The 20117-nt window shown below is 62.8% G+C and carries 19 protein-coding genes; 9 read left to right on the top strand and 10 right to left on the bottom strand.

Translation table 11 applies throughout. The annotated features are described in order from the left end of the window. Nucleotides 1-6: 6 nt before the first annotated feature. The 5 genes from ABI796_RS01335 to ABI796_RS01355 all read right to left on the bottom strand — a co-directional run bounded on the left by ABI796_RS01335 (nucleotide 7) and on the right by ABI796_RS01355 (nucleotide 5788). On the bottom strand, nucleotides 7-1656 hold the full coding sequence (locus ABI796_RS01335) for a phytoene desaturase family protein (protein ID WP_246095769.1): 1650 nt from the start codon (nucleotides 1654-1656) through the stop codon (nucleotides 7-9). Nucleotides 1657-1681: 25 nt separating this feature from the next. Continuing rightward, on the bottom strand, nucleotides 1682-3424 hold the full coding sequence (locus ABI796_RS01340; RefSeq protein ID WP_141283408.1) for a flavin reductase: 1743 nt from the start codon (nucleotides 3422-3424) through the stop codon (nucleotides 1682-1684). 27 nt (nucleotides 3425-3451) lie between these two features. Then, nucleotides 3452-4693 (bottom strand): styrene monooxygenase/indole monooxygenase family protein, encoded by a 1242-nt coding sequence (locus ABI796_RS01345; protein WP_141283409.1) that lies wholly within the window; start codon nucleotides 4691-4693, stop codon nucleotides 3452-3454. Nucleotides 4694-4725: 32 nt separating this feature from the next. Further along, nucleotides 4726-5514 carry an SDR family oxidoreductase gene (locus tag ABI796_RS01350; RefSeq protein WP_141283410.1) on the bottom strand — a complete coding sequence of 263 codons (789 nt, stop codon included), beginning with the start codon at nucleotides 5512-5514 and terminating at the stop codon, nucleotides 4726-4728. Nucleotides 5515-5638: 124 nt separating this feature from the next. After that, the gene (locus tag ABI796_RS01355) at nucleotides 5639-5788 is read right to left on the bottom strand and encodes a hypothetical protein (protein WP_170224910.1); all 150 of its coding nucleotides are present in this window, start codon (nucleotides 5786-5788) and stop codon (nucleotides 5639-5641) included. Nucleotides 5789-5962: 174 nt separating this feature from the next. Between ABI796_RS01355 and ABI796_RS01360 the strand changes: the two genes are divergently transcribed. Further along, complete coding sequence (locus ABI796_RS01360; RefSeq protein WP_141283411.1) at nucleotides 5963-6931, top strand: AraC family transcriptional regulator; 969 nt, start codon at nucleotides 5963-5965, stop codon at nucleotides 6929-6931. A gap of 25 nt (nucleotides 6932-6956) precedes the next feature. Here ABI796_RS01360 and ABI796_RS01365 read toward each other — a convergent pair whose 3' ends face one another. The 3 genes from ABI796_RS01365 to ABI796_RS01375 form a co-directional block, all read right to left on the bottom strand. Further along, nucleotides 6957-7949, bottom strand: coding sequence for a Fic family protein (locus ABI796_RS01365; RefSeq protein ID WP_141283412.1), 993 nt, complete (start codon nucleotides 7947-7949; stop codon nucleotides 6957-6959). Between the two features lie 293 nt (nucleotides 7950-8242). Next, entirely contained in the window at nucleotides 8243-8944 is a 702-nt protein-coding gene (locus tag ABI796_RS01370) for a FadR/GntR family transcriptional regulator (protein WP_141283413.1), read from the bottom strand. 75 nt (nucleotides 8945-9019) lie between these two features. Beyond that, nucleotides 9020-9880, bottom strand: a complete 861-nt coding sequence (locus ABI796_RS01375) for an alpha/beta fold hydrolase (protein ID WP_141283414.1) — start codon at nucleotides 9878-9880, stop codon at nucleotides 9020-9022. A 129-nt stretch (nucleotides 9881-10009) separates the two neighbouring features. On the opposite strand from ABI796_RS01375, the gene ABI796_RS01380 reads away from it, so the two are divergent. The 5 genes from ABI796_RS01380 (at nucleotide 10010) to ABI796_RS01400 (ending at nucleotide 15314) form a co-directional block, all read left to right on the top strand. Continuing rightward, nucleotides 10010-11512, top strand: a complete 1503-nt coding sequence (locus ABI796_RS01380; protein WP_141283415.1) for a four-carbon acid sugar kinase family protein — start codon at nucleotides 10010-10012, stop codon at nucleotides 11510-11512. Nucleotides 11513-11535: 23 nt separating this feature from the next. Beyond that, entirely contained in the window at nucleotides 11536-12438 is a 903-nt protein-coding gene (locus ABI796_RS01385) for an NAD(P)-dependent oxidoreductase (RefSeq protein WP_141283416.1), read from the top strand. A gap of 103 nt (nucleotides 12439-12541) precedes the next feature. Further along, complete coding sequence (locus tag ABI796_RS01390; protein WP_141283417.1) at nucleotides 12542-14008, top strand: GntP family transporter; 1467 nt, start codon at nucleotides 12542-12544, stop codon at nucleotides 14006-14008. Further along, complete coding sequence (locus ABI796_RS01395) at nucleotides 14008-14883, top strand: class II fructose-bisphosphate aldolase (RefSeq protein ID WP_141283418.1); 876 nt, start codon at nucleotides 14008-14010, stop codon at nucleotides 14881-14883. Before ABI796_RS01390 ends, ABI796_RS01395 begins: the two co-directional genes overlap by 1 nt. A 38-nt stretch (nucleotides 14884-14921) precedes the next feature. Next, a complete protein-coding gene (locus ABI796_RS01400) occupies nucleotides 14922-15314 on the top strand; it encodes a DUF1304 domain-containing protein (RefSeq protein ID WP_141283419.1) in 393 nt (130 codons plus the stop codon). A 10-nt stretch (nucleotides 15315-15324) separates the two neighbouring features. On the opposite strand, the gene ABI796_RS01405 is transcribed toward ABI796_RS01400, so the two are convergent. Further along, nucleotides 15325-15744, bottom strand: coding sequence for a VOC family protein (locus ABI796_RS01405; RefSeq protein WP_141283420.1), 420 nt, complete (start codon nucleotides 15742-15744; stop codon nucleotides 15325-15327). Nucleotides 15745-15902: 158 nt separating this feature from the next. Here ABI796_RS01405 and ABI796_RS01410 point away from each other — a divergent pair, with 158 nt between their 5' ends. Continuing rightward, nucleotides 15903-17258 carry an acyltransferase family protein gene (locus ABI796_RS01410; protein ID WP_141283421.1) on the top strand — a complete coding sequence of 452 codons (1356 nt, stop codon included), beginning with the start codon at nucleotides 15903-15905 and terminating at the stop codon, nucleotides 17256-17258. Beyond that, nucleotides 17255-17611, top strand: coding sequence for a GNAT family N-acetyltransferase (locus ABI796_RS01415; RefSeq protein WP_141283422.1), 357 nt, complete (start codon nucleotides 17255-17257; stop codon nucleotides 17609-17611). Before ABI796_RS01410 ends, ABI796_RS01415 begins: the two co-directional genes overlap by 4 nt. Before the next feature lie 4 nt (nucleotides 17612-17615). On the opposite strand, the gene ABI796_RS01420 is transcribed toward ABI796_RS01415, so the two are convergent. Beyond that, on the bottom strand, nucleotides 17616-18164 hold the full coding sequence (locus ABI796_RS01420; protein ID WP_141283423.1) for a hypothetical protein: 549 nt from the start codon (nucleotides 18162-18164) through the stop codon (nucleotides 17616-17618). Between the two features lie 154 nt (nucleotides 18165-18318). On the opposite strand from ABI796_RS01420, the gene ABI796_RS01425 reads away from it, so the two are divergent. After that, entirely contained in the window at nucleotides 18319-19968 is a 1650-nt protein-coding gene (locus tag ABI796_RS01425) for a sigma-70 family RNA polymerase sigma factor (protein ID WP_141283424.1), read from the top strand. The last annotated feature ends 149 nt before the right edge of the window (nucleotides 19969-20117 follow it).

The raw sequence follows: 20117 nt of genomic DNA on the forward strand, positions 1-20117 counted from the left end.
GTTCTCCTATCGCTTGCTTGGTTTAAGTGCTGCTTGAAGACGGGAAAGTGCTGAGGGTGGTGCGGTGAGTTTCTGGGCCACCAAGTGGCCGGAACCGCCGGAAAGTCCGGGGCCAGGGTGAGTTGATGCGCCAATGTGCCAGAGGCCTTCGACGCCGGTTTGGTGGCCCGCCGCTGCCGGGAAAGGCCGCCACAGCAGGTTCTGGAACAGCTCCGCGGAGCCGCCATAGGGGTCGCCGTTGACGGCGTTGGGGTTAGCCGCTGCCAGGTCCGTTGGGGCAAGGATGTCTGCGGCAAGAACTGTGGCACGTGTTCCAGGCGCAAACTGCTCCAACCGGGCAAGGACCCGCTCCAGATATCCGTGCTTCAACTCGTCAGTCCAGCCGTTGTTAACGGACAGCTCGCCCGCAGCGTCGCCTACGGGGGCGAACGGCACTTCCTGCAGTTGCAGCCATAACGTGGCTTTACCCTCCGGGGCCCGCGACGGGTCCAGGACGCATTGTTGACCCACCACCACCGTGGGTTCGTTGGGCAACAGTCCGGCTTCGGCTTGGGCGCAGGCAATCCCGGTGCTGTCCGAGCCATTGCTGATATGAACCAGCGGTACGGTGTTGAGCCGGGGATCGAGCCATTCCACAGGCTTGTCCAAAGCCAGATGGACCTGCATGGCTCCACGGCCATTCTGGTAGCGTTCGGCGGCGTCGGCAGTACCGGCCGGTGGCTGGCGAAGAAGCCGCGTATACAGGGCCTGGGGCGAAACGTTGGCGAGCACGGTTCCGGCGGAAACCACACCTTGGGAAGTGCGGACGCCGGCCACTGACCCGCCAGCCACCAGAATCTCCTGAGCCTCAGTGCCCAGCATGATGCGGACCCCGTTCTCGCGCAGCAACGACTCAAAAGCTTCCACGAACCTCGAAGCTCCGCCCTTCACAATAGGGAGCCCGAAGCTGTGCATGCTCATGGCCATCACCGGGAGCATCACTCCGCCGGTGGCTTGGTCCGGGCCGAGTCCTGCATGCAGGAGCCACGGTGACCACAGCTGGTCCGTTTCCCAACCGTCAAAGCGGCTGCGGACGTAATTCCGGCCGCTCATCACGGAATCCCGGACGAACGCTTCCGTTCCTTGGAAGCGCCCGCGGCGTACGGCGCCAAACGCAATCCTGGCCACCTCCCCAAAGGACCGAAGCTCGGCTCCGAAAGCGCCGAACACCGTTCCTGCATTGCGGCCCAAATCATCCAACATGGCCAGATACGCGGCTTCATCCCGGGGCTCCTTGAAAGCGGCCGCCGTTTCGGCGGGATCCCGGTGCGCGATGACCACACGATAGGCACCGCTCGTCGGGTCCGAAGCGACACTGGCCGTCACCGCGCCGGTGGTATTGCAATACTCCAAGCCCCGGGCATGGAGTTCCTTACCCAACGCCCCGTAAGCGGCGCCGGAGACGAACAGCGGGTGCCAGGAGGAGAAAGAATCGTGGAGGAAGCCCGGAAGGGTCCTCTCAGCGGAATGTATGAACCCTCCCAGCCGGTCCGAGAGCTCAATGATGCACACGCGCTTACCGGCCAAGGCCAACTCCGCCGCCGCCACCAAGGAATTGATGCCGGAACCGATGATGGCCACATCCACCGAGCCATCCATGTCAACTGAATCGTCCATATCCGCACCTTTCAAAAGAGGGCCGCTAGAAATCCGGATGGCTGGCGGTGGCGTGGTACTTGCCGCCGTGGAACACCAGGGGAGCGCCGCCGTCGTGCTTGTAGCTTTCCACTTCACCCACGTAGATGACGTGGTCCCCGGCGTCATGTCGCGAAACTGTGCGGCACTGGAAGGTTGCCACGGCACCGTTCAGCAGCGGAACGCCGGCGATTCCCTCGGTGGTTTCCGCGCCCACAAACTTGTCCGCGGCCGGCGTTGCGAACTGGCGTGAGAGGACGTGCTGGTCACTGGCCAGGATGTTGATGGCAAAGTGCGTTGCATCCTCAAAATCGCCCAGGCTGGGCGCGCGTTTGCTGGGGCACCAAAGCACCAGCGGCGGTTCCATGGACACCGACGTGAACGAGTTGGCGGTCATGCCTACCTTTCGGCCGTCCGCCGCCACCGTGGTGACCACGGTGACGCCGGTGGCGAACTGGCCCAGGGCACTCCGGAAATCACGGACATCGAAGACCGAGGTGTCCTCTTCTTTCCTGGCCTGCATGAAGTCCGCGGCGGCAGCAGAGTCAAACCACCAGGGGTACGACGTCCGCGGGTCATCAAAACCGCTAACGATGCTTGCTGCCAGCGCCGGATGGTCCGCGGCCTCACTCAGCAGCGTCTTCTGATGATCCCTGCGCGGTTTCAGGAGATCGTTGGTCCACTCCACCGCCCATTGCCCCCAGCCCCGCCAGAACTCATCGAACGTGCGCTCCATCCAGGTCCGGTCAAAAGCCTGCTGACCGCGGCGAACAATCGCGTCAAGGTAGTACTTCGCTGCCAAGGTGGCGTTGTTGGAGCCCTGCCCGGTAAGAGGATCGTTGAGGACCACAGCGTCGCCGAGCCCGAACACCAACTTCCCGTTGCCAAGCTCCCCAACGGCAGACCTCACTGTGGGTGTGATGCGACCCAGGAGCGTGGCGCCATCATCCGTCAGTTCCGCGTCGGCGAAGTTCGCTGCCTCGTGCGGGAAATGCTCTCGAAGGATTTCCAGCGAACGTTCGAGCTGCTCCTCCGGGCTCCCGACGTCGGTCCAGCGGTCCATGGGGCCGCCCACCACCCCTTCGAACACCATCATGCGGCAGGGGCCCGACACGGTTAGGCCCGGGAACGTAAAAAACTCGCCGACGCCGGGGGCCATGGACATGCGGATGGCGTTACTGTCCGCAGTGTCGGAGCTGGCGGAAGCGCCGCCGTCGGTCTTGACGTAGTTGAGGGCCAGCACGCGCTGCGGGCGGTCGAAGGGCGACTTCGCCTTATCCCGGGGAAAGATCTGGCCGATCTCGCCCTTGCCGGTGCTGACAATGACCAGCTCGTAGTCATGGGCGAGTTCCTCGAGCATCCGCGGGGTGACTTTCTCAATGCGGAAATCACCCCCGGCCGCTATGAACGTCTCGATCCAGAGGGCGCTTTTGATGCGCTGATCTATGGAGCGGGCGGGGCCGTCCAGTGGTGCTTCCCACTCAATGGGGTCCTTAGCATCCACCCGAAGCCGGATGGAGGTGATTCCCGGGACGGAACCGGACTCGTAAAACCCGGTGAGTGCCGTCCCCATCTGGGCCTCGGCGTCCAGGGCTGTGGGGAACATGCACTGGCTGGACATGACTTTGCCGGTCCGGATCTGGGCCGCGGAACGATCGGACAGAAGCGTCACTGCGTAGCCGTCCCGTTGGAGGCCCAAGGCCAGTTGGGCGCCGGATTCGCCGGCCCCAATAATTGCTATCTTGCGCATAACGGAGTCCTTATTAGCAGGGTTGTGCTAGGAAACCTTGGCGGCAGAGAGGCCGGCCAGGTAGTCAGCAGCTTTGTCCGGGTACATGAACCATTCCTGGAATTCCGGTGGGTGGTTGAAGCCGTTGGCAAAGCGGTGGGCAATGTCCGGCTCACTGTTCGCGGCGCCCAGGAGTTCAAGGACGTGGGGTGGCGGCGGTGCCAGGAGGGCATTTGTCCAGTGTGCAACGTGCTGGGCGTAATCCCAATAGCGCTCGAACGTGGCCTGCATGAACGGTGCATCGAAGGCCTGTCCGTCGTGGGCGATGATGCTGGCCAGATACGACGCTGCGCACTTGCTGGCGTTGTTGGAACCCTGCCCGGTGATGGGATCGTTCAACACCACGACGTCGGCCAGGCCCAGTACCTGCCTGCCGCTGGGCAATGTGGCAATCGGGTGGCGGACGGTAGGTGCAAAACGTCCCTGAAGCACGCCGTTGGGATCGGTCAGTTCCACATCCGTGGCACGCTCGGCCTCCCACGGCAGGAAGGTGTTAAGGATGTTTTTGGAGTTCTCCAGGTGTTCCTCGGGGGACAGGCCCTTCCATGTATCCATGGGGCCGCCCGGAACTCCTTCGAAGACCATGATTTCGCAAGGGCCGGACGTAGTCAGTGCCGGGAAGACGAAGTATTCGCCAACGCCGGGGATGAGATTGAACGAGACCGCGGAGTACTCTTCCCGCGGCTTCAGGCCCTTCACATAGGTCAGGGCCAGTGCCCGCTGCGGTGCGTCGTAGGTGCTGCGTTCGGCGTCGCGGGTGAACAGTTGGGCGATCTCACCCTTGCCGGCGGCCACAATCACCAGATCCGAGTTCTGCGTGTATTTCTCCAGCTCAGCGACGCCTGCATCTTCGAACACCAGCTCGCCGCCCCGTGCGGTGAACTCCTCCATGAACTTGGGGAACTTGACCCGCTGATCGATGGACTTGGCGTGGTGGTCCAAACGGGAAGCCCAGCTGATGGCCTTCTCGCCCGGCAGTTCCGGGTGCGGAATGGTGAAGGAGATCCCGTCCACGGTTGGCGCGTCCGGCCAGAAATCCAGCCCGAGGTCCCGCTCGTGCTCCAGGGCGTTGTGGAAGATGCACTGGCTGGAGGCTACTTTGCCCTCGGCAATCTCTTCGGGAGTGCGGTTGGAGATGGTGGTCACTTGGTAGCCGGCGTCGAGCAGGCCGATGCCGAGCTGCAGCCCGGACTGGCCGGCGCCGACGATGGTGATGTGGCGTTGCGTCATGATGTTTCCCTTTTCTGGTCTGGTTGCGATGGTCAGTTGGAGGCAAGCAGGGGAATGGTTTCTTCAGCGCGTTCAGGCCCCAGGGCCGAGTAGCCGCCGTCGACGGCCCAATCAGCGCCGGTCACGAAACTTGCTTCGTCGCCGGCGAGAAACGCCACAACGGCACCCACCTCGTGGGGTCGGCCCACGCGCTTGAGTGCGTGGAACGGAGCCGCTACGGCATCTGTCTTCTCCAGGTTCCCGTTGCTGAGGGAGTCCATGATGTTGCTCCACACCCAGCCGGGGCTCACGGAATTTACCCGGATGCCGTCCGCTGCGAAGTCCACGGCCATGCTGCGGGTGACCTGGACCAGGGCTGCTTTGCTGGCCGGGTAGAGCCAGCGGCCGGTCTGGGCTACTGAGCTGGAAATGGAGGTGAAGTTGATGATGGCGCCGTGGCCGGAGGCCTTCAGGTAGGGGCGGGCTGCATTGCTCGCCACCACGGCGCTGACCAGGTTGACGTTGAGTGCTTCGAGCCAGTCGGCTCGCCCGGAGGCTGCGCCGTCGTCCTTGTAAGTGCAGGCGAGGTTGACCAGGATGTCCAAGCCGTCGTGTTGGGCGGCCGTCCGGCTGATCAGCCGCTCCATTGCGTCGTCATCAGTGATGTCGGTGTGGGAGTAGGTAATCCTCTCGCCCAGCCCGGCGGTGAGAGTGGCGCCGTCGGGGTCTATATCTGCCACCACCACCGTGGCCCCGGCGTCCCGCAATGCGGTGACCACGCCTTGGCCAACCTTGGTGGCTCCGCCGGTAACAATTGCTGTCCTGCCCTTGAGTGCTGACATGTGCCGAACCCTTTCCCGCGATGACGATGTTACGCAAATATGACGTGCGTCATATTTGCCCTGCAAGCGACTCTAGGCAGCCACTGCCGGAGGGAATATCCACTTGGCGCGGAAATTATCCGAATTACGCAGGGTCTTCCTCTTCTTCGTGCCAACCAACCCATGCCGCGGAAGTGACGCGGGTTTCCCTCCTTTGAAGCTCCGCCGCCCAGAGTTCGAAATGGCTCCTGTCCCATTCGTCCCTGCGGTCGTGTGCCACCTTGATGTTCTTCACTGGTCCTCACCTCGCTTCGGTTGTTGGTATGGTTTGTGAGCTGCGTCATACTTGTCTTAAAAGCGACTCTAGGCAGACGCTGCACTCCGGAATATCCACTTGGCGCGGGGATCATCCGAAAGGCGAAAAGCTCCAAAAACCGTGTGACGCAATTACCCGTGAAGTAGGTGGCGGATGGTCAGGATTCTTGCCCGGGATGTTCTCCGGGGACAGCCAACAACGGCCACAAGCAACGTGGATGAGGCGCATGCCAAGATTGCGGAGTTGTTCTGCAGCCACGAGCTCGCCCCGCGGACACGCGCATCCCTGATGGACATGAAGCTGCGTTCCTTGCACCGTGGCGATGTTGGGATCGAATTCCTGGACTACGGGGCCGACGTTCGGATTGAACCCGAGGGCCTGCAGGATTTCCATCTGGTCCAGATCCCGCTGGCCGGGCACGCTTCCATGCAGGTGGGTGCACGCACCGTGGAATCCAGTCCACGCATGGCTACGGTGCCGCCGATCGACCGCCCGTTTTCCATGAGTTGGGACGGCGGTAGCCCTCATTTGATTGTCTACGTGAGGCGCTCCGCGCTGGAGCGGGTGGCAGGGCAGCTGTATGGCGACAGCGCCGTGGACCTTGGCTACGGCATGGACCTTTCAGGTGCCGCCGGCCGCGCATTCTTGAGGTCCGTCGTCGAGCTTCATGACGACATGATCAGCCAGCCACAGTCCGCGGCTCCCGCCTTTGTGCAGGGGCTGTTGGCGGACAGCATGGTGTCGCGTTTGTTGATGGCCATGGAGCCGCCCGGCGAGGATGCCCGGGACGCAGATTCCGAGAGTCGCCTGGTCCGCGAATGCCGGGAGCTGCTGGAAAAGCATGCTTTCGAGGAACTCACCGTGCCGGACATCGCCGAGTGCTTGGGTGTATCAGTCCGAACGCTGCAAACGGCCCTCCGGGCGGAAACCGGAGCGACGCCGTCGGAGCTGTTGCGCAGTATCCGGCTGGACCGTGCCCGGGAGATGCTTCTCGAGGCGAACCCCCGCGAGCAGAGCGTCACGGCCGTGGCTGAACTATGCGGCTTCACGCACCAAGGGCGCTTCTCTGCGCTCTACGTGAAGGCCTTCGGCGAGCTGCCCAGCGAGAGCCTGCGTCGCTAGGCAAGGGCATCTGCAGCCGCGGAGATCATTGTGAATCGCGCAGAATGCGGGGCAGGAATCCCAGCCGATCCAGCTCCCGAACCAGGAGGGGTGTTAGCTCACTCGGGGCGAGGCGAAGCCGGTAGGATCTCTTGCCTTCCGCCACCGGTTCAATGACTCCGCGGTCCAAGAGTTTTCGAATGTCTTGGCTTCGTGTCGCGGCTGAGCCCGTGAACGCTGTACTAAGGTCTCCCGCCTTCACTTCGACTCTGCGCGCGATGATTTTCAAGGCGAGGGCTTCTTCTCGGGTAAAGCGCGATGACGCAAGGCCTCTTTCGATAGCGGGAATCAGGAGACCTTCCGTGACGAAGTCCTTGTTGCCGAGTTTCACCAATCTGCTGAGGTCCGTCAACAATCCTTCCAAGACGTAATTCGACCAGCGAATCAAAGATTCGGGTTCAAGGGAGTCGGCGTCTTCGAGCCGTTCGTAGTAGAGGTCGCGGTTCTCCCCAAACACGGCCGTTGGGTTGAGGGCTCCGTATCCAGCGGCGTCGGAGAACCCTTGCTGTCGCATGGCTGCGTACGTCAGGAGTCTCCCGACTCGACCGTTCCCATTGCCGAAAGGATGAATCCAGACGAACCGATGGTGGGCAAGTGCGATCTTGAGCAACTCATAGTTCTGATCCACATCTTCATTGATGAAGTCCAGGAGTGCCGTCATGTCACCGTGCACGCTCCCCGGCGGTGGGGGTCGGTGCGACGAGCCACTGATGATGACATCGGCGAGTCTGTAAGCGCCAGGCGTGCGGTCCCCTTCGCGTTCTAAGCCGGTAACGGATATGCGGTGCAGCTCCCGGACGAACCCATGCGTCAGTGCCGTCCCCCGGTCAATGGCGGAGTCGACGAAGGCTGTTGCTTCTTGAAGCTGGACAATTTCTTGGACCCCATCGTCCGTCGCGACGTCAGTGCGGTGCGCGTGCTGAACACCGGCAACAGCATCGACAATTGACGTGCGGTTGCCTTCGATACGTGCGCTCATGATGCTCGACAGCAACTGAAACAGAGTGCGGAGCTGCGCGAAGACCTCGGGAGGGGTGGTTCCTTCCCCTAAAGCTGCGCGAACCCGTTCAAGTTGGATGATGGCTTTCGCCAACGGAGAGCTAAAGGGAAACTCGGGAAACTCAAGTGGTCTCACGCGCAGAACTTTCGAAGGGCGACAGCAACAATTAAGAGCATGAGGCAATTCTGCCGTAAAAATCAAGGATTCTCTGATCCCGCACCAGTGCAAGATTTAAATCAGCTGCGCCCAACACTTAAGGTGTTGCCTGCCTGTCACGCCTCCAGCACGTACGTCTTCAGATCGTCCAGCGTCTGCTGCATGTGGGCGTCCATGGCGAGCCGCGCTTCCTGCGGATTGCGCGATTCCAAAGCGGCGGCGATCTTCCGGTGATGGCCGATCGCGTGTTCCTGGATCTCGGGGAACGCTGAAGTCTCGGCGCGCCGGGCCTCCAGTACCCTGTGCAGGGGTTCGAAAAGCACTGCCACAAAGACGTTGCCGGAAGCGTGCAGTATGACGTCGTGAAAGGCGAGGTCAGCTTCCACAAACCCTGCGAGGTCGTTGACTTCGTGCGAGGCTTGCATCTTTTCCACGTGGCCCCGGAGTGCGGCGAGCTCGTCATCGGAGATGCGTTCGGCGGCCAGTTCGCAAGCGCCGGTTTCGAGCATCCTGCGGAGCTCGATCAGTTGGATCGCAGCGGCCGCGTCCTTGGTTCCTTCGGAGGCGGCACGCAGCACGGCTTCCAAGGATGCCCACTGATTGAGGGGGTTGACGAAGGTTCCGCGGCCGCGTTCGACGCTGAGAATCCGCTGCGCCTCGAGCGTTTTCATGGCCTCGCGCACGGTCATGCGGCTTACCTCGTGTTTGGCGCTGAGCTCCAGCTCGCCCGGTACAACCGTTCCGGGCGGAAACTCGCCCGCGATGATGCGGTCCAGCAGCTCATCAGCGACGACGCCCACCAGCGACTTACGTGCCATGTATCCCCATTTCCTGTACTTCTGACCGCCCGGCTCCCCTTGGATTTCCCTCGGGACGGGTGGATGTCAGACATCTTACGCTGGCGGTGGCCAGCTTGTTTCCCAAAACTCAGTGAGTGCCTGTGCGCATTGTTCGGGCTGTTCCCAGTGGACGTTATGGCCGGCGCCCGGGATGGCTTGCAGCTGGCGATCCGGGTTTTCGGCCACGAATGCGCGCATTTGTTCCATGGGGCGCACCTGATCTCCAGTCCCGGCAATCACCAGCAGTGGCGCGTGGACGCGCCCCGGCACTGAAGGTTCGACGCCGGACATGGCCGCCACAGCGCTGGCGGACAGAACCTGGACGGGCGTTTTGAACCCTGCGCTGAGCCGCACCATGTCTGCTGCGGACAGATCCCCGTACCAAGCGTGCATGAGCTTTGCTATGGTCCCGGAATCGAAGAATCCTTGGTCCAGTTGCGAGTTGAGCACTGTTTTGAACCCCTGATTCTGCGGCACCGGCGCCATGCCCACCAGGGTCAGTGAGGCCACCAGATCGGGACGGGCTGCAGCGAGTGTCAACGAAACACTGCCGCCCATCGAATGTCCCACCAGATGCACGGCAGGCCGGCCTGCGGGCGCGGCACTCCGGGCGGCGGGCGCGGCACTTCGGCCCGCGGGCGCGGCACTCCGGGCGTCGAGGGCTGCTGCCACCGAAGCCGCTGCCGAGTCCAAGGTCCATTCGAAGTCCGGCGGCAATTCCTCGCCCGGGTGGTAGCCGGGGAGGTCCACGATCCAGACCTCGCGGCCGGCGTCGAGCAGTTTCCTGGCGAGGGGTTCCCAGTACACGGAACCGGACGCCCAGCCGTGGATCAGCACTGCGGGAACCGGCTGACCTGCGGGAATGGCAGGCGTGAGGACGTTCACGAACGGGAGCGGAACAGCGCTGTCAGCCATCCACCCAGCCTAGTGATGCGCAGCACCTTGCGCGGTCAAGAGCCGTGTGTCACACTAATTCAAATGTTAGATGTCTGACATCTTACATTCATCAAACCGCTACAGAGATTTCCCACGATGGAGTGCACAGTGACCCTTGAAGCCGACGTTCTGGCCGCCTTCCCGGCGGAAGTGCAGATTCCTGCTCAGTTGGTTGCCGACGCCGTTGCGGCGTCCTCGGCAACGTCTCCCCGCGTCCTGGTAGTCCTCGACGACGACCCCACCGGCACGCAATCCGTCGCGGATCTGGCCGTGCTCACCCGCTGGGACGTCGCGGACTTCACCTGGGCTTTCACCCACATCCGTGAGAACCAGACCAAGCCTGCTGTCTACGTCCTCACCAACACCCGCAGCCTCGACCCGGCCGAAGCTGCGGCGCGCAACGAGGAAATCGTCCGCAATGCAGTGGCGGCAGCAACGCCGGCAGGTTTGGCGCTGGGTTTCGTCAGCCGCAGCGACTCCACCCTCCGCGGCCACTACCCGCTGGAACCGGACGTCATCGCCGCCACCGTGGCCGCCGAGACCGGCGAAGCCACCGACGGTGTGGTGATCGTTCCAGCATTCCCCGACGCCGGCCGCGTCACCATCGGCGGTGTGCACTACATGCGTGGCGACTCCGGCTCCCTCACCCCTGTTGCGGAGACGGAATTCGCCAAGGACGCGAGCTTCGGTTACGCCAACTCCGAGATGGCCAAGTATGTGGAGGAGAAGTCGCAGGGCCGGTTCCCGGCCAGCGATGTGATCGTCCTGGACCTGAACATCATCCGCGCCGGAGCGTCAGCGCAAGATCCCACCATCTCCGCCAAAGCGATCGCCGACGCCTTGGAATCCGCCACCAACTCCACGCCGATCGTGGCCGACATCGTCACCGAGAACGACTTCCGTGCCCTCGCCCTGGGCTTGGAGGAAGCAGAACGCCGCGGCAAGAAACTCCTCTACCGCGTTGGTCCGCCCTTCGTCCGCGGACGCATCGGTCAGGAAATCCGTACGGCCCTGACGTCCGAAGAAGCTTTCGCAGGCAACACTCCCTCCACAGCCGGGGGCTTGATTGTGGTGGGCTCCCACGTTGGCGTCACCACCAGGCAACTCAATGACCTCACAGCCGCGCACAGCTCGGCCCGGACCATCGAAATTGACGTTGAGAAACTGATCGCCGGTACCCAAACCGCCGGCGAAGCGGAAGCCGATGTCTACATCGAATCCGTCGTGTCCGACGTCGTTGAAGCCCTCCGCAAGGGCGACGTGATTGTCCACACCAGCCGCCTGCTCATCAAAACCGATGACGCCGCAGCCAGCCTGAAGATTGCCCGCACCGTCTCGGCCGCCGTCGTCGCAGTGGTGAACCGGACGCTGAAGACCTTCCCACCGCGGTTTGTGATCGCCAAGGGCGGTATTACGTCCTCGGACGTGGCCGCGCACGGCTTGGAAATCCGCCACGCCATTGTCCGCGGCCCCATGCTCCCGGGCATCGTCTCGCTGTGGGAGCCGGTGGACGGCCCCGCAAAGGGCATTCCATACATCGTCTTCGCCGGCAACGTGGGCGACGACCAGTCCTTGACGCACGTCACCCGCAAGCTCAGCGCCACTTTCTGACAGCAAAATTCAATGGAGACACCATGACCAGCAGCAACTACACCGTCACCGTCCTGGGCCTCGGCGCCATGGGCCTGCCCATGGCAACCCGGCTCGCGTCCGAGTTGACCGTCCACGGCTTCGACATTGCCGAACCCCGTCTGGAGCTCGCCGCCGCGGCGGGCATCAAAACCTTTGCTTCAGCCCGCGAAGCTTCGCAGGACGCCGACGCGTTGCTGTTGGCGGTCCGCAATGGCGAACAGCTCAACGATGTCCTCTTCGGCGAGAACGGTGTGGCCTCGGTGCTGAAGCCGGGCGCCGTGGTGATCCTCGGCAGCACTGTGGGCACGGAAGCCATCCCCGCCACGGTCGCCAAGCTGGCCGAGTACGGCGTTTCGCTGGTTGACGCTCCGCTGTCCGGCGGCCCCAAGCGTGCCGGCGAAGGTGACCTGCTGATCGTCGTCGGCGCCGAGCCCGAGGCCCTCGAAAAGGCTCGCCCCGCACTTGAACTGCTGGCCTCCACCCTGAGCATCGTGGGCGACAAGCCCGGTGACGGCCAGGCACTGAAGACCGTCAACCAGCTCCTGTGCGGCGTCCACATTGCCGCCGCCGCAGAAGCCATGGCCCTCGCAGACGCCCTCGGCCTCGACCAAGCCAAGACCCTCGCCGCGCTGGAAGCAGGCGCCGCCGGTTCCTTCATGCTTTCCAACCGCGGCCCGCGCATCCTTGAGGCCTACACCGAGGAAGGTGCCGAGGTCCTCAGCCGCCTGGACATCTTCGTCAAGGACATGGGCATCGTGGGCAAGGCAACCCGGGCCGCCGGCCTCGCCGCACCCGTTGCCGCCGCTGCTGAACAGCTTTACCTTCTCGGCCAGGCCCAGGGCCTCGCCGCCGCCGACGACTCCGCAGTCATCAAGGTTGTTGCGCCCTCCAAGCGCACCGCCTAACCACTCCCAACAAAGAACCCGCGACGACGGCGGTCCCCCCTTCGCCGTCGTCGCCACCTCCGCCGGTCTTCCCTAGACTGGTATGTCAAAGGAGACACCCCCAATGAATCCCCTCGTTAACTCGTTGATGGTTCAGGCGGCCGACGCCCCCGCCATCAAGCCCGCAGTGGAGCTGGGAACACCGCTTCTGCTGACCATCGCTGCGGCCGGTATCGCACTTTTGCTGGTGCTGATCATCCGCTTCAAGATCCAGGCTTTCGTAGCCCTGTTGGCCGTCAGCATCCTGGTGGGCGTCGCAGCCCAGATTCCGCTCAAGGACATCTTCACCGTGGTGACCACGGGCGTTGGCAGCACCATGGGCAAGGTGGCGTTGCTGATCGCCCTCGGAGCCATCCTCGGCCGCATGATCGAGGTATCCGGTGGAGTGCAGTCGCTGGCCACCCACTTCACGGAGAAGCTCGGAGCCAAGCGCGTTGCTGTCGCTTTGACGGCCGTGGGCTTCCTGGTGGCCATCCCCGTGTTCTTCGAGGTTGGCGTGATCGTCCTGGTCCCCATCGTCTACGCCTTCGCCAAGATCGCGAACGTTCACCCCATCAAGTTCGGCCTGCCCATGGCCGGCATCATGCTCTCCATCCACGTTGCAGTCCCTCCGCACCCGGGCATCGTGGCCGGCGCCGGCGTCTTTGGCGCGGACATCGGACTCATCACCATGATCTCGCTGATCATCTGCATCCCCCTCGGGTTCCTGTCCTACTGGGTTGCCAGCATCATGAACCGCAAGGACTACGAGCTTCTCCCCGGAGTGAAGCAGCAGGTGGAAGAATTCGGCTCCGAATCCCTGGTCCACGTGGGCCACGATGGTCCCGGCGCCCGTGCGATCGCACCTCCCCGTCCCGGCCTGATCATGTTCCTGATCGCCGCACCCATCGCCCAGATCCTCCTCGGCACGGTCGGCACACTGACCATCCCCAAGGACAACTACTGGTACGGCGTGGCCGCGTTCATCGGCAACCCGTTCTTCGCACTCCTGGTCGCTGTGGCCCTCTCCTTCTTCCTGTTGGCTGTACGCCGCAACTGGTCCCTCAAGGAAACCGGCGAAATCTTCGAAGGCGCACTGCCTCCCATCGCGTCCATCCTCATGGTGGTTGCGGCCGGTGGCGTGTTCGGCGAAGTCCTCCGCACCTCGGGCATCGGCGCCGCGCTGTCCCACACGCTGGACAGCCTTGGCCTTCCGGTGATTGTGCTCGGATTCATCATCTCCTTGGCCCTCCGCGCCGCGCAGGGTTCGGCCACGGTGGCAATCGTGACCACCACGGGCCTGCTCACCTCCGCTGTGATGGAAGGCGGCTACTCGCCAGCCCAGATCGCCGTAATTGTTATCGCCATCGGTTTCGGCTCGCTGGGGCTGTCCCACGTCACTGACGCGGGCTTCTGGACCGTGATCCGCTATTACGGCCTCACGGTTTCCGACGGCCTCAAGACCTGGACCGTTCTCACCACCATCCTGGGCCTGGCCGGCTTCGCCCTGACCTACGTTGCCTGGATCCTGGTAGGAGGCCTGGCCCACTAATGCGCACCACACTCGATCAGCTGGTCACCTCAGCCCTGGCATCCGGCTCCGCCGTTCCGGCCTTCACTTGCTACGACTTCACCACCGCGCTGGCTGTAGTGTCGGCGGCGGAAGAAGCCCGGCTCGGCGTGATCCTGCTGGTGGCTCCGAAGACCGCGTCCACGCCCAACGGCCTGCGCCTCATTGCAGCCCTGCGTGGCCTCGCCGACGACGCCAGCGTCCCTGTTTCGGTCCAACTGGACCACGCCTCGGACCTCAAGGTCATCCTGGACTCGGTGGCCGCAGGTGCGGACGCCGTTCTGGCCGACGGTTCGTCCTTGTCCTACGAGGACAACATCGCCTTGGTTCGCGAAGTCCGTGCCGCGCTGAACGCGCACGGTGCTTCCGGCGTCGTTATTGAGGCGGAGCTGGGCGGCCTTGCGGGCGATGAGGACAAGGCGTTCGGTGCCGATGATTCAGCGCACGACGCCGGCGCTTCCGTTGCGGGGCTCACCAACCCTGCGCAGGTGGCTGACTTCGTGGAGCGAACGGGTGCGCAACTCCTGGCTGTTGCCGTGGGAAACGTACACGGCAAGTACAAGGGCGAGCCGAACATCCGTTGGGACGTGCTCCAAGACGTCGCAGCGGAGACTGAGGTCCCGCTGGTGCTCCACGGAGCCTCAGGTATACCCGCCAATGAACTCGCCAAAGCTCCGTCCCTGCGGGTAGGCAAGGTGAACTTCAACACTGAACTGCGCACCGGCATCCTCTCCACGCTGGAGGCCGAAACCGCAGCCCACCGCGCCGATGGCGAGAACCTCCAAGGTTTGCTGGCCCAGTGGAACGGCTCGGCTGCCACCTTTGCCGGCGCCACGCTGGAGTTGCTCAGCGCCTGACCAGCAGCTCAAGAACACAGGGAGGCTAGGATCAAAACATGATCCTGGCCTCCCTGATTTTCGCGACGATTGCCGCCCTGCTCCACGTCTACATCTTCACCATGGAGTCCATTACCTGGACCAAGCCCAAGACCTGGAAAACGTTCAGCATCACCTCGCAGGCGGACGCGGAAACCACCAAACCACTCGCCTACAATCAGGGTTTCTATAACCTGTTCCTGGCCATTGGTGCCTTGATCGGCATCATCGCAGTAGCTATGGGAGCAACCCAAGTGGGGTGGACCCTCGTCTTCAGCAGCTGCGGCTCCATGCTCCTGGCCGCCTTGGTGCTGGCAGCCAGCGGCAAGAAGTACCTCCGGGCGGCAACGCTCCAAGGCACCACGCCACTGCTCGCCGTGCTGCTGGGCGTCCTGGCAATAACGCTGGGCTAACTCGCGGAAATCAGGACTCCGGCGGACCATCCTGTGCCGCAGTGGAGTCCATCCACACCACTTCCCAGTGGTGCCCGTCCAAGTCGCGGAACGCGCGGCCGTACATGAACCCCATGTCCATGGGTTCGTAGGTTTCGGAACCACCGGCTTCCAGCGCCTTCGCAGCAAGGGAATCCACGTCCTCGCGGCTGTCCGCCGAAATGGCGACAATCGCCGCCGTCGAGTTTTGCGTGTCCGCAATGGGCTGTTTGGTGTACTGACTGAATTTGTCATGGGTCAGCAGCATGGTGAAGATGGTGTCGCTGAAGACCACGCAGGCGGCAGTTTCATCGGAGAAGTTCGGGTTGATGGTATAGCCAAGGGCAGTGTAGAAGTTCTTGGATGCCTCGAGGTCGCTGACGGGCAGGTTCACGAAAATCGACGTAGTCATGGCTACGATCCTGCCGTTATTCGGGCCCTTCGTCCATAGTCAATTACGGCCCTGTGGACAGTCGGGCAGGACCCGGCACGCCCGCCTGCTGGCCCCGCCCCTCGCCTGGGCGGACAATGAAGTCAGCACGCGAGCGCGTGCCACCGCAGGGGAGAGCCATGGAGATGGACGCGAATCCTCCCGCCGGCCGGGGAATGGCCGTGGAACGGGACCCCGTGATCGACCTTGTCCGTTTCACGTGCCTGCTTCTGGTTGTAGTGGCGCATTGCATGATGGTCAGCCCTGTCCTGCTGAAGGACGGAACTGTCAGCACCCAGAACGTCCTCATGGAGCAAAAATGGTCCACCCCGGTGCTGTGGGTCCTCATGATTGTGCCGCTGTTTTTTGTCCTTGGCGGGGTTACCGGCCTGCAATCGTGGCGGCGGCTTAGAGCCCAAGGCGGTACGGGGTTCGGCTTTGCACAAGTGCGGCTTCTGCGCCTGGTCCGTCCCGCTATGGCTTTGCTGGCAGTGATGTGGGGAGCGTTGTGGGTGGCGCTGCTGCTTGGCGTGCATCCGCAGGTCATTGCGTTGATGACCTCGGGAGCCGCCATGCCCCTCTGGTTTTTGGCTGCTTACCTTACAGCCCAACTCAGCGTTCCCCTCATGGCCCGGTGCCACGAGCGTGCGCCGCTTCTGACCTTCGCCGGCCTGGTAACGCTGATCATCACGGTGGACTCCCTCCGCGGCACCCTTCCCGTCCTGGCGTTCGCGAACATGATCTTCGTGTGGTGTGCCGTCCAGCAGCTGGGATTTTTCATGGCTGACGGATTCTTTGAGCGCCGGAGCCGCACCTGGCTTGCAGGGGCCGTTGTGTCCAGCAATCTTCTGTTGGGACTGGTGACCGGCGTGGCCGTGTACCCGGGAAACATGGTGGTGAACCTGAACCCGCCCAATTTCTGCCTGCTCCTTCTGGGTATCTCCCAAGCCGCGACACTCCAAATACTCCGCAACAGCATCAGGGGGATTGCAGAGGCCCGCTGGGTTCAGACGGTCATTGCTGTGGCGGGACGGCGATCCATGACCGTCTACCTGTGGCACCTTCCGCTTTTGGTGGGCATGTCCGGGCTGTTGTTGCTGACCGATGTACCCAAACCACTTGCCGGGTCTGTTGAGTGGTGGTGGGCGCGGATACCTGTCTTCTGCGCGGTGGTCATCCTGTTGATCCCTGTGGCGTGGCTTTTTGGCCGCTTGGAGAACCGTCCGACGGCGGCCAGCCACGCCCGGGGTCCCTCGCGTGCCGCCGTGGTGACCGCCGTCGTCGTGGTTTTGGTCCCGGTGGCTGATGCCGCTTTCAACGGTTTAACGCTGGCGCTGTTGGGTGGGGGAGCGGCGTGCTTCGCCCTGGCGGTCCTTCTGCTGGGCAGGGTTCCGACGCCGGTGCTGCCGCCGCCGGTGGTCGAGGGGGCCGAACTTCGCGCTGGACAGCGGCCGACGTTGCCAGAGCCGGATTTACGTGCCAATCTCGAAACATGACCGAGTACACGGATTCACTGGCAGAGTCTTTCCGCCCTGGCGTCACCACAGTGCGAAATGACAAATTTCACCGCTACGAGTTGCATGTGGACGGGGAGTTGGCTGTGATTTCCCAGTTCATGGACAAGCCCGGTCACATCGATTTCATTCACACGGAAACAAAGCCCGGGTTCGAAGGGCAGGGCCTGGCACAGGTGTTGGCCCACTTCGCTTTGGATGACGTGGTGGCATCCGGAAAACGCATCATTCCGCATTGCCCGTACATTGCCGCGTACTTGAAGAAGCACGAGGGCTACGAACAAGACGTGGATTGGCCCGCTGAGAGGCCTGTAGGCCAAGCGAACAACGACTAGTCGGTCAGCTGTTCTTGCGCTGCCGGGAGGTGGCCTCAAACAGCCAATCCCGCCGTGTTCCGCTGAGTGAGACCAAGGCGTCGTGCTCATCCGAGATCTTCTGCCCCCGGCATATGGCGCTGACCCTCATGGCGCTGACCAGGCTCCCCCCGTGAAGGTGATCGGAGTCCGTCACAAGGTAGGAGAAGGTCCGCATGACTGACTGACCGGGCGCCAGGAGGGCAATCTCAAGGTCCCTCTGCACAGGTTCCGCTGTGTACTGGAGCGTCTCCATGCCCTCGTTGGTGAAGGAACGGGGAATCAGTGCCACATCCCTCAGGTAGCTGCCCGAGTCATTGGTGATCCACGCCGTGAAAATGACGGTATCGCCCGGAATGGCCCACGATCTGTCCGCTCCGTAGACCAACGTGACATGTCCGGAGTTCTTCTTCCGGACCAGCAGGGCGGAGCGCCAGTTCGGCAGGCCCCGGAACACCACGCCTTGGCTCAGGGGTGCTTTTTGATGGAGAGCGCGCGTCAATTTCAGGAGGGGGCGGGGGCGCCGGATGTCCATGATTCCTCGAATCGCTCCAGGGGGTGGGAAGTTCACGCCTGTCTAGTACCGCGAAGTGGGGAATCGTGATGCGAAGGATGCAAAAAGAAAAGTTGTCTACAGGTATGAAGAGGCCGATTCAAGTCACGCGGCATCTGATGTCACACTACTGTTTATGGATCAAGTATTTTCGGTAAAGGGCCATGGGGCTTCCCCAACCCTGGCGATGGCCGCTGAAAGCGATCCCCAGATCATTTCCATGGTGCGGCAGGGTGTCACGGAGGCCTTCGACGTGCTGTATGAGCGGCACGTGAAGATCGCTCTCTACCTAGCCCGTTCCCAGGCGGACAATCCCAGCGATGCCGATGATGTGGTGGCTGAGTCTTTCGCCGCCATTTTCCAGTTGTTGATCGAGGGCAAGGGGCCGAAGGAGTTCTTCCGCTCCTATCTCCTCACTGTGGTGCGCCGAACGGCCCACGACCGCAACCGCAAGGCCCGCCGAACGCCGATTGCTGCCGACGATTCCGTCCTGGATTCCGCTGTCCTGGACAACGATCCCGTCCTGAGCCATCTCGAGTCGAGCATCATGGCGAAGGCGTTCAAGTCCTTGCCCCAACGTTGGCAAGCAGTTCTCTGGCACCTGGACATTGAGGGCCTGAAGCCGGCAGCGGCGGCCCCTTTGGTGGGCCTCACACCCAACGGCGTCTCCTCATTGGCCCTGCGTGCGCGGGAAGGACTGCGTCAGGCATACCTTCAGCAGCACATCAGCCAGACGGTGGGCGATGGCTGTGAAGAGTTCGCCAGCCAGTTGGGAAAGTACGCCCGGAACGCCCTGAAGCGCACCTCGGAGGAGAGGGTCAACGCCCACTTGGATGGCTGTGCCAAGTGCACCGCTTTGCTGATGGAACTCAATGATGTCCAGGGCGGCATGAGGGCCATCCTGTTCCCGTTGGTGACGGGCATTTCCTTCACCCCCGCTGCGCTGGCCGCGCTGGGGTCATCCGCCACAACAGCAGCAGTGCTGCCGGCTGCAGGAGGGGCTGATGTTGCCGGCCAAACCGGTTCCGTCTTTGCCCGCAGTGCAGGCCAGGCGTGGAAGGTGTCCACCGCGATCATCGTGGGGGTGCTGGCGCTGGCGGGAGTCCTTGCCTGGTTGCTTCAGCCCAATGCCGCCACCGAGTCCGTTGTGGCAGGTGACGCCGGTGAGAAAGTCCCTCCGGTCCATGCGTCCTCTTCGCCTGCCACCCCCGATCCCGGCACAATGACTGCTCCCACCACAGCGCCGGGTTCCAGCGCAGCGCCACCGGATCCCACCCGGGCTTCCCCCAAGGAGGCGCCCGTGCCGGCGGAGACATCACCGGCCGGCGTCGTTATTCCCCCGGCGCAGGAGAAGCGCAGCGCCGTGGTGGTGGACTCCGGACTGGTCTCTGCCACCACGCCGGCAGGGTCCCAGTCAGCGGCCGCGACTCTCACGGTTGACGCTTCTTTCTCTTCGGCTGCCGGTTCAGGGCCGGCAGAACGCGAGCTGCGCGTGGAGTTTTCGCTGGAGGGTGATGGCTCTCCCACCACGGGTGAAGCAGTTTTTACCCTCCCGGACCAGGCAACTTTTGTGGCCGGTAGGACTGTTTCCCCATCCGGTTGGACCTGCACCAGTCCTGCCTCAGACCCGCGGCACGTCCGTTGCGTCACGTCGTCACTGACCGTCCAGGGACTTGCCTTCAAGCTTGGCGTTGCCATGCCGGAGAACGCCGGTAACGGGATGCTGAATTACCGATTCGGCGGCCAGGGCATTGCAGGAACATCGTTCGCCAACGCGTACCACTAGGCGTTTGCTGGTAGCCAAAACTTTCTGACATTTCCGCGTCATGATCCCGCCATCACCCGCACTTAGAGTTCGGGGCCCCTATGTTTTCGGTGCCCTTATTTGGATTAATTGAACTTTCAACCAGTGGAAATAATGGTTGAGTGCACTGA

The organism is Paenarthrobacter aurescens (assembly GCF_041549525.1).
Taxonomy (GTDB): Bacteria; Actinomycetota; Actinomycetes; order Actinomycetales; family Micrococcaceae; genus Arthrobacter; species Arthrobacter aurescens.

Bases quoted from the DNA above. Each gene is read 5' to 3' on its own strand.
- ABI796_RS01335 (WP_246095769.1), bottom strand. From the start codon at position 1,656: ATGGACGATTCAGTTGACATGGATGGCTCGGTGGATGTGGCCATCATC.
- ABI796_RS01340 (WP_141283408.1), bottom strand. From the start codon at position 3,424: ATGCGCAAGATAGCAATTATTGGGGCCGGCGAATCCGGCGCCCAACTG.
- ABI796_RS01345 (WP_141283409.1), bottom strand. From the start codon at position 4,693: ATGACGCAACGCCACATCACCATCGTCGGCGCCGGCCAGTCCGGGCTG.
- ABI796_RS01350 (WP_141283410.1), bottom strand. From the start codon at position 5,514: ATGTCAGCACTCAAGGGCAGGACAGCAATTGTTACCGGCGGAGCCACC.
- ABI796_RS01360 (WP_141283411.1), top strand. From the start codon at position 5,963: ATGGTCAGGATTCTTGCCCGGGATGTTCTCCGGGGACAGCCAACAACG.
- ABI796_RS01365 (WP_141283412.1), bottom strand. From the start codon at position 7,949: ATGAGCGCACGTATCGAAGGCAACCGCACGTCAATTGTCGATGCTGTT.
- ABI796_RS01370 (WP_141283413.1), bottom strand. From the start codon at position 8,944: ATGGCACGTAAGTCGCTGGTGGGCGTCGTCGCTGATGAGCTGCTGGAC.
- ABI796_RS01375 (WP_141283414.1), bottom strand. From the start codon at position 9,880: ATGGCTGACAGCGCTGTTCCGCTCCCGTTCGTGAACGTCCTCACGCCT.
- ABI796_RS01385 (WP_141283416.1), top strand. From the start codon at position 11,536: ATGACCAGCAGCAACTACACCGTCACCGTCCTGGGCCTCGGCGCCATG.
- ABI796_RS01390 (WP_141283417.1), top strand. From the start codon at position 12,542: ATGAATCCCCTCGTTAACTCGTTGATGGTTCAGGCGGCCGACGCCCCC.
- ABI796_RS01395 (WP_141283418.1), top strand. From the start codon at position 14,008: ATGCGCACCACACTCGATCAGCTGGTCACCTCAGCCCTGGCATCCGGC.
- ABI796_RS01400 (WP_141283419.1), top strand. From the start codon at position 14,922: ATGATCCTGGCCTCCCTGATTTTCGCGACGATTGCCGCCCTGCTCCAC.
- ABI796_RS01405 (WP_141283420.1), bottom strand. From the start codon at position 15,744: ATGACTACGTCGATTTTCGTGAACCTGCCCGTCAGCGACCTCGAGGCA.
- ABI796_RS01410 (WP_141283421.1), top strand. From the start codon at position 15,903: ATGGAGATGGACGCGAATCCTCCCGCCGGCCGGGGAATGGCCGTGGAA.
- ABI796_RS01415 (WP_141283422.1), top strand. From the start codon at position 17,255: ATGACCGAGTACACGGATTCACTGGCAGAGTCTTTCCGCCCTGGCGTC.
- ABI796_RS01420 (WP_141283423.1), bottom strand. From the start codon at position 18,164: ATGGACATCCGGCGCCCCCGCCCCCTCCTGAAATTGACGCGCGCTCTC.
- ABI796_RS01425 (WP_141283424.1), top strand. From the start codon at position 18,319: ATGGATCAAGTATTTTCGGTAAAGGGCCATGGGGCTTCCCCAACCCTG.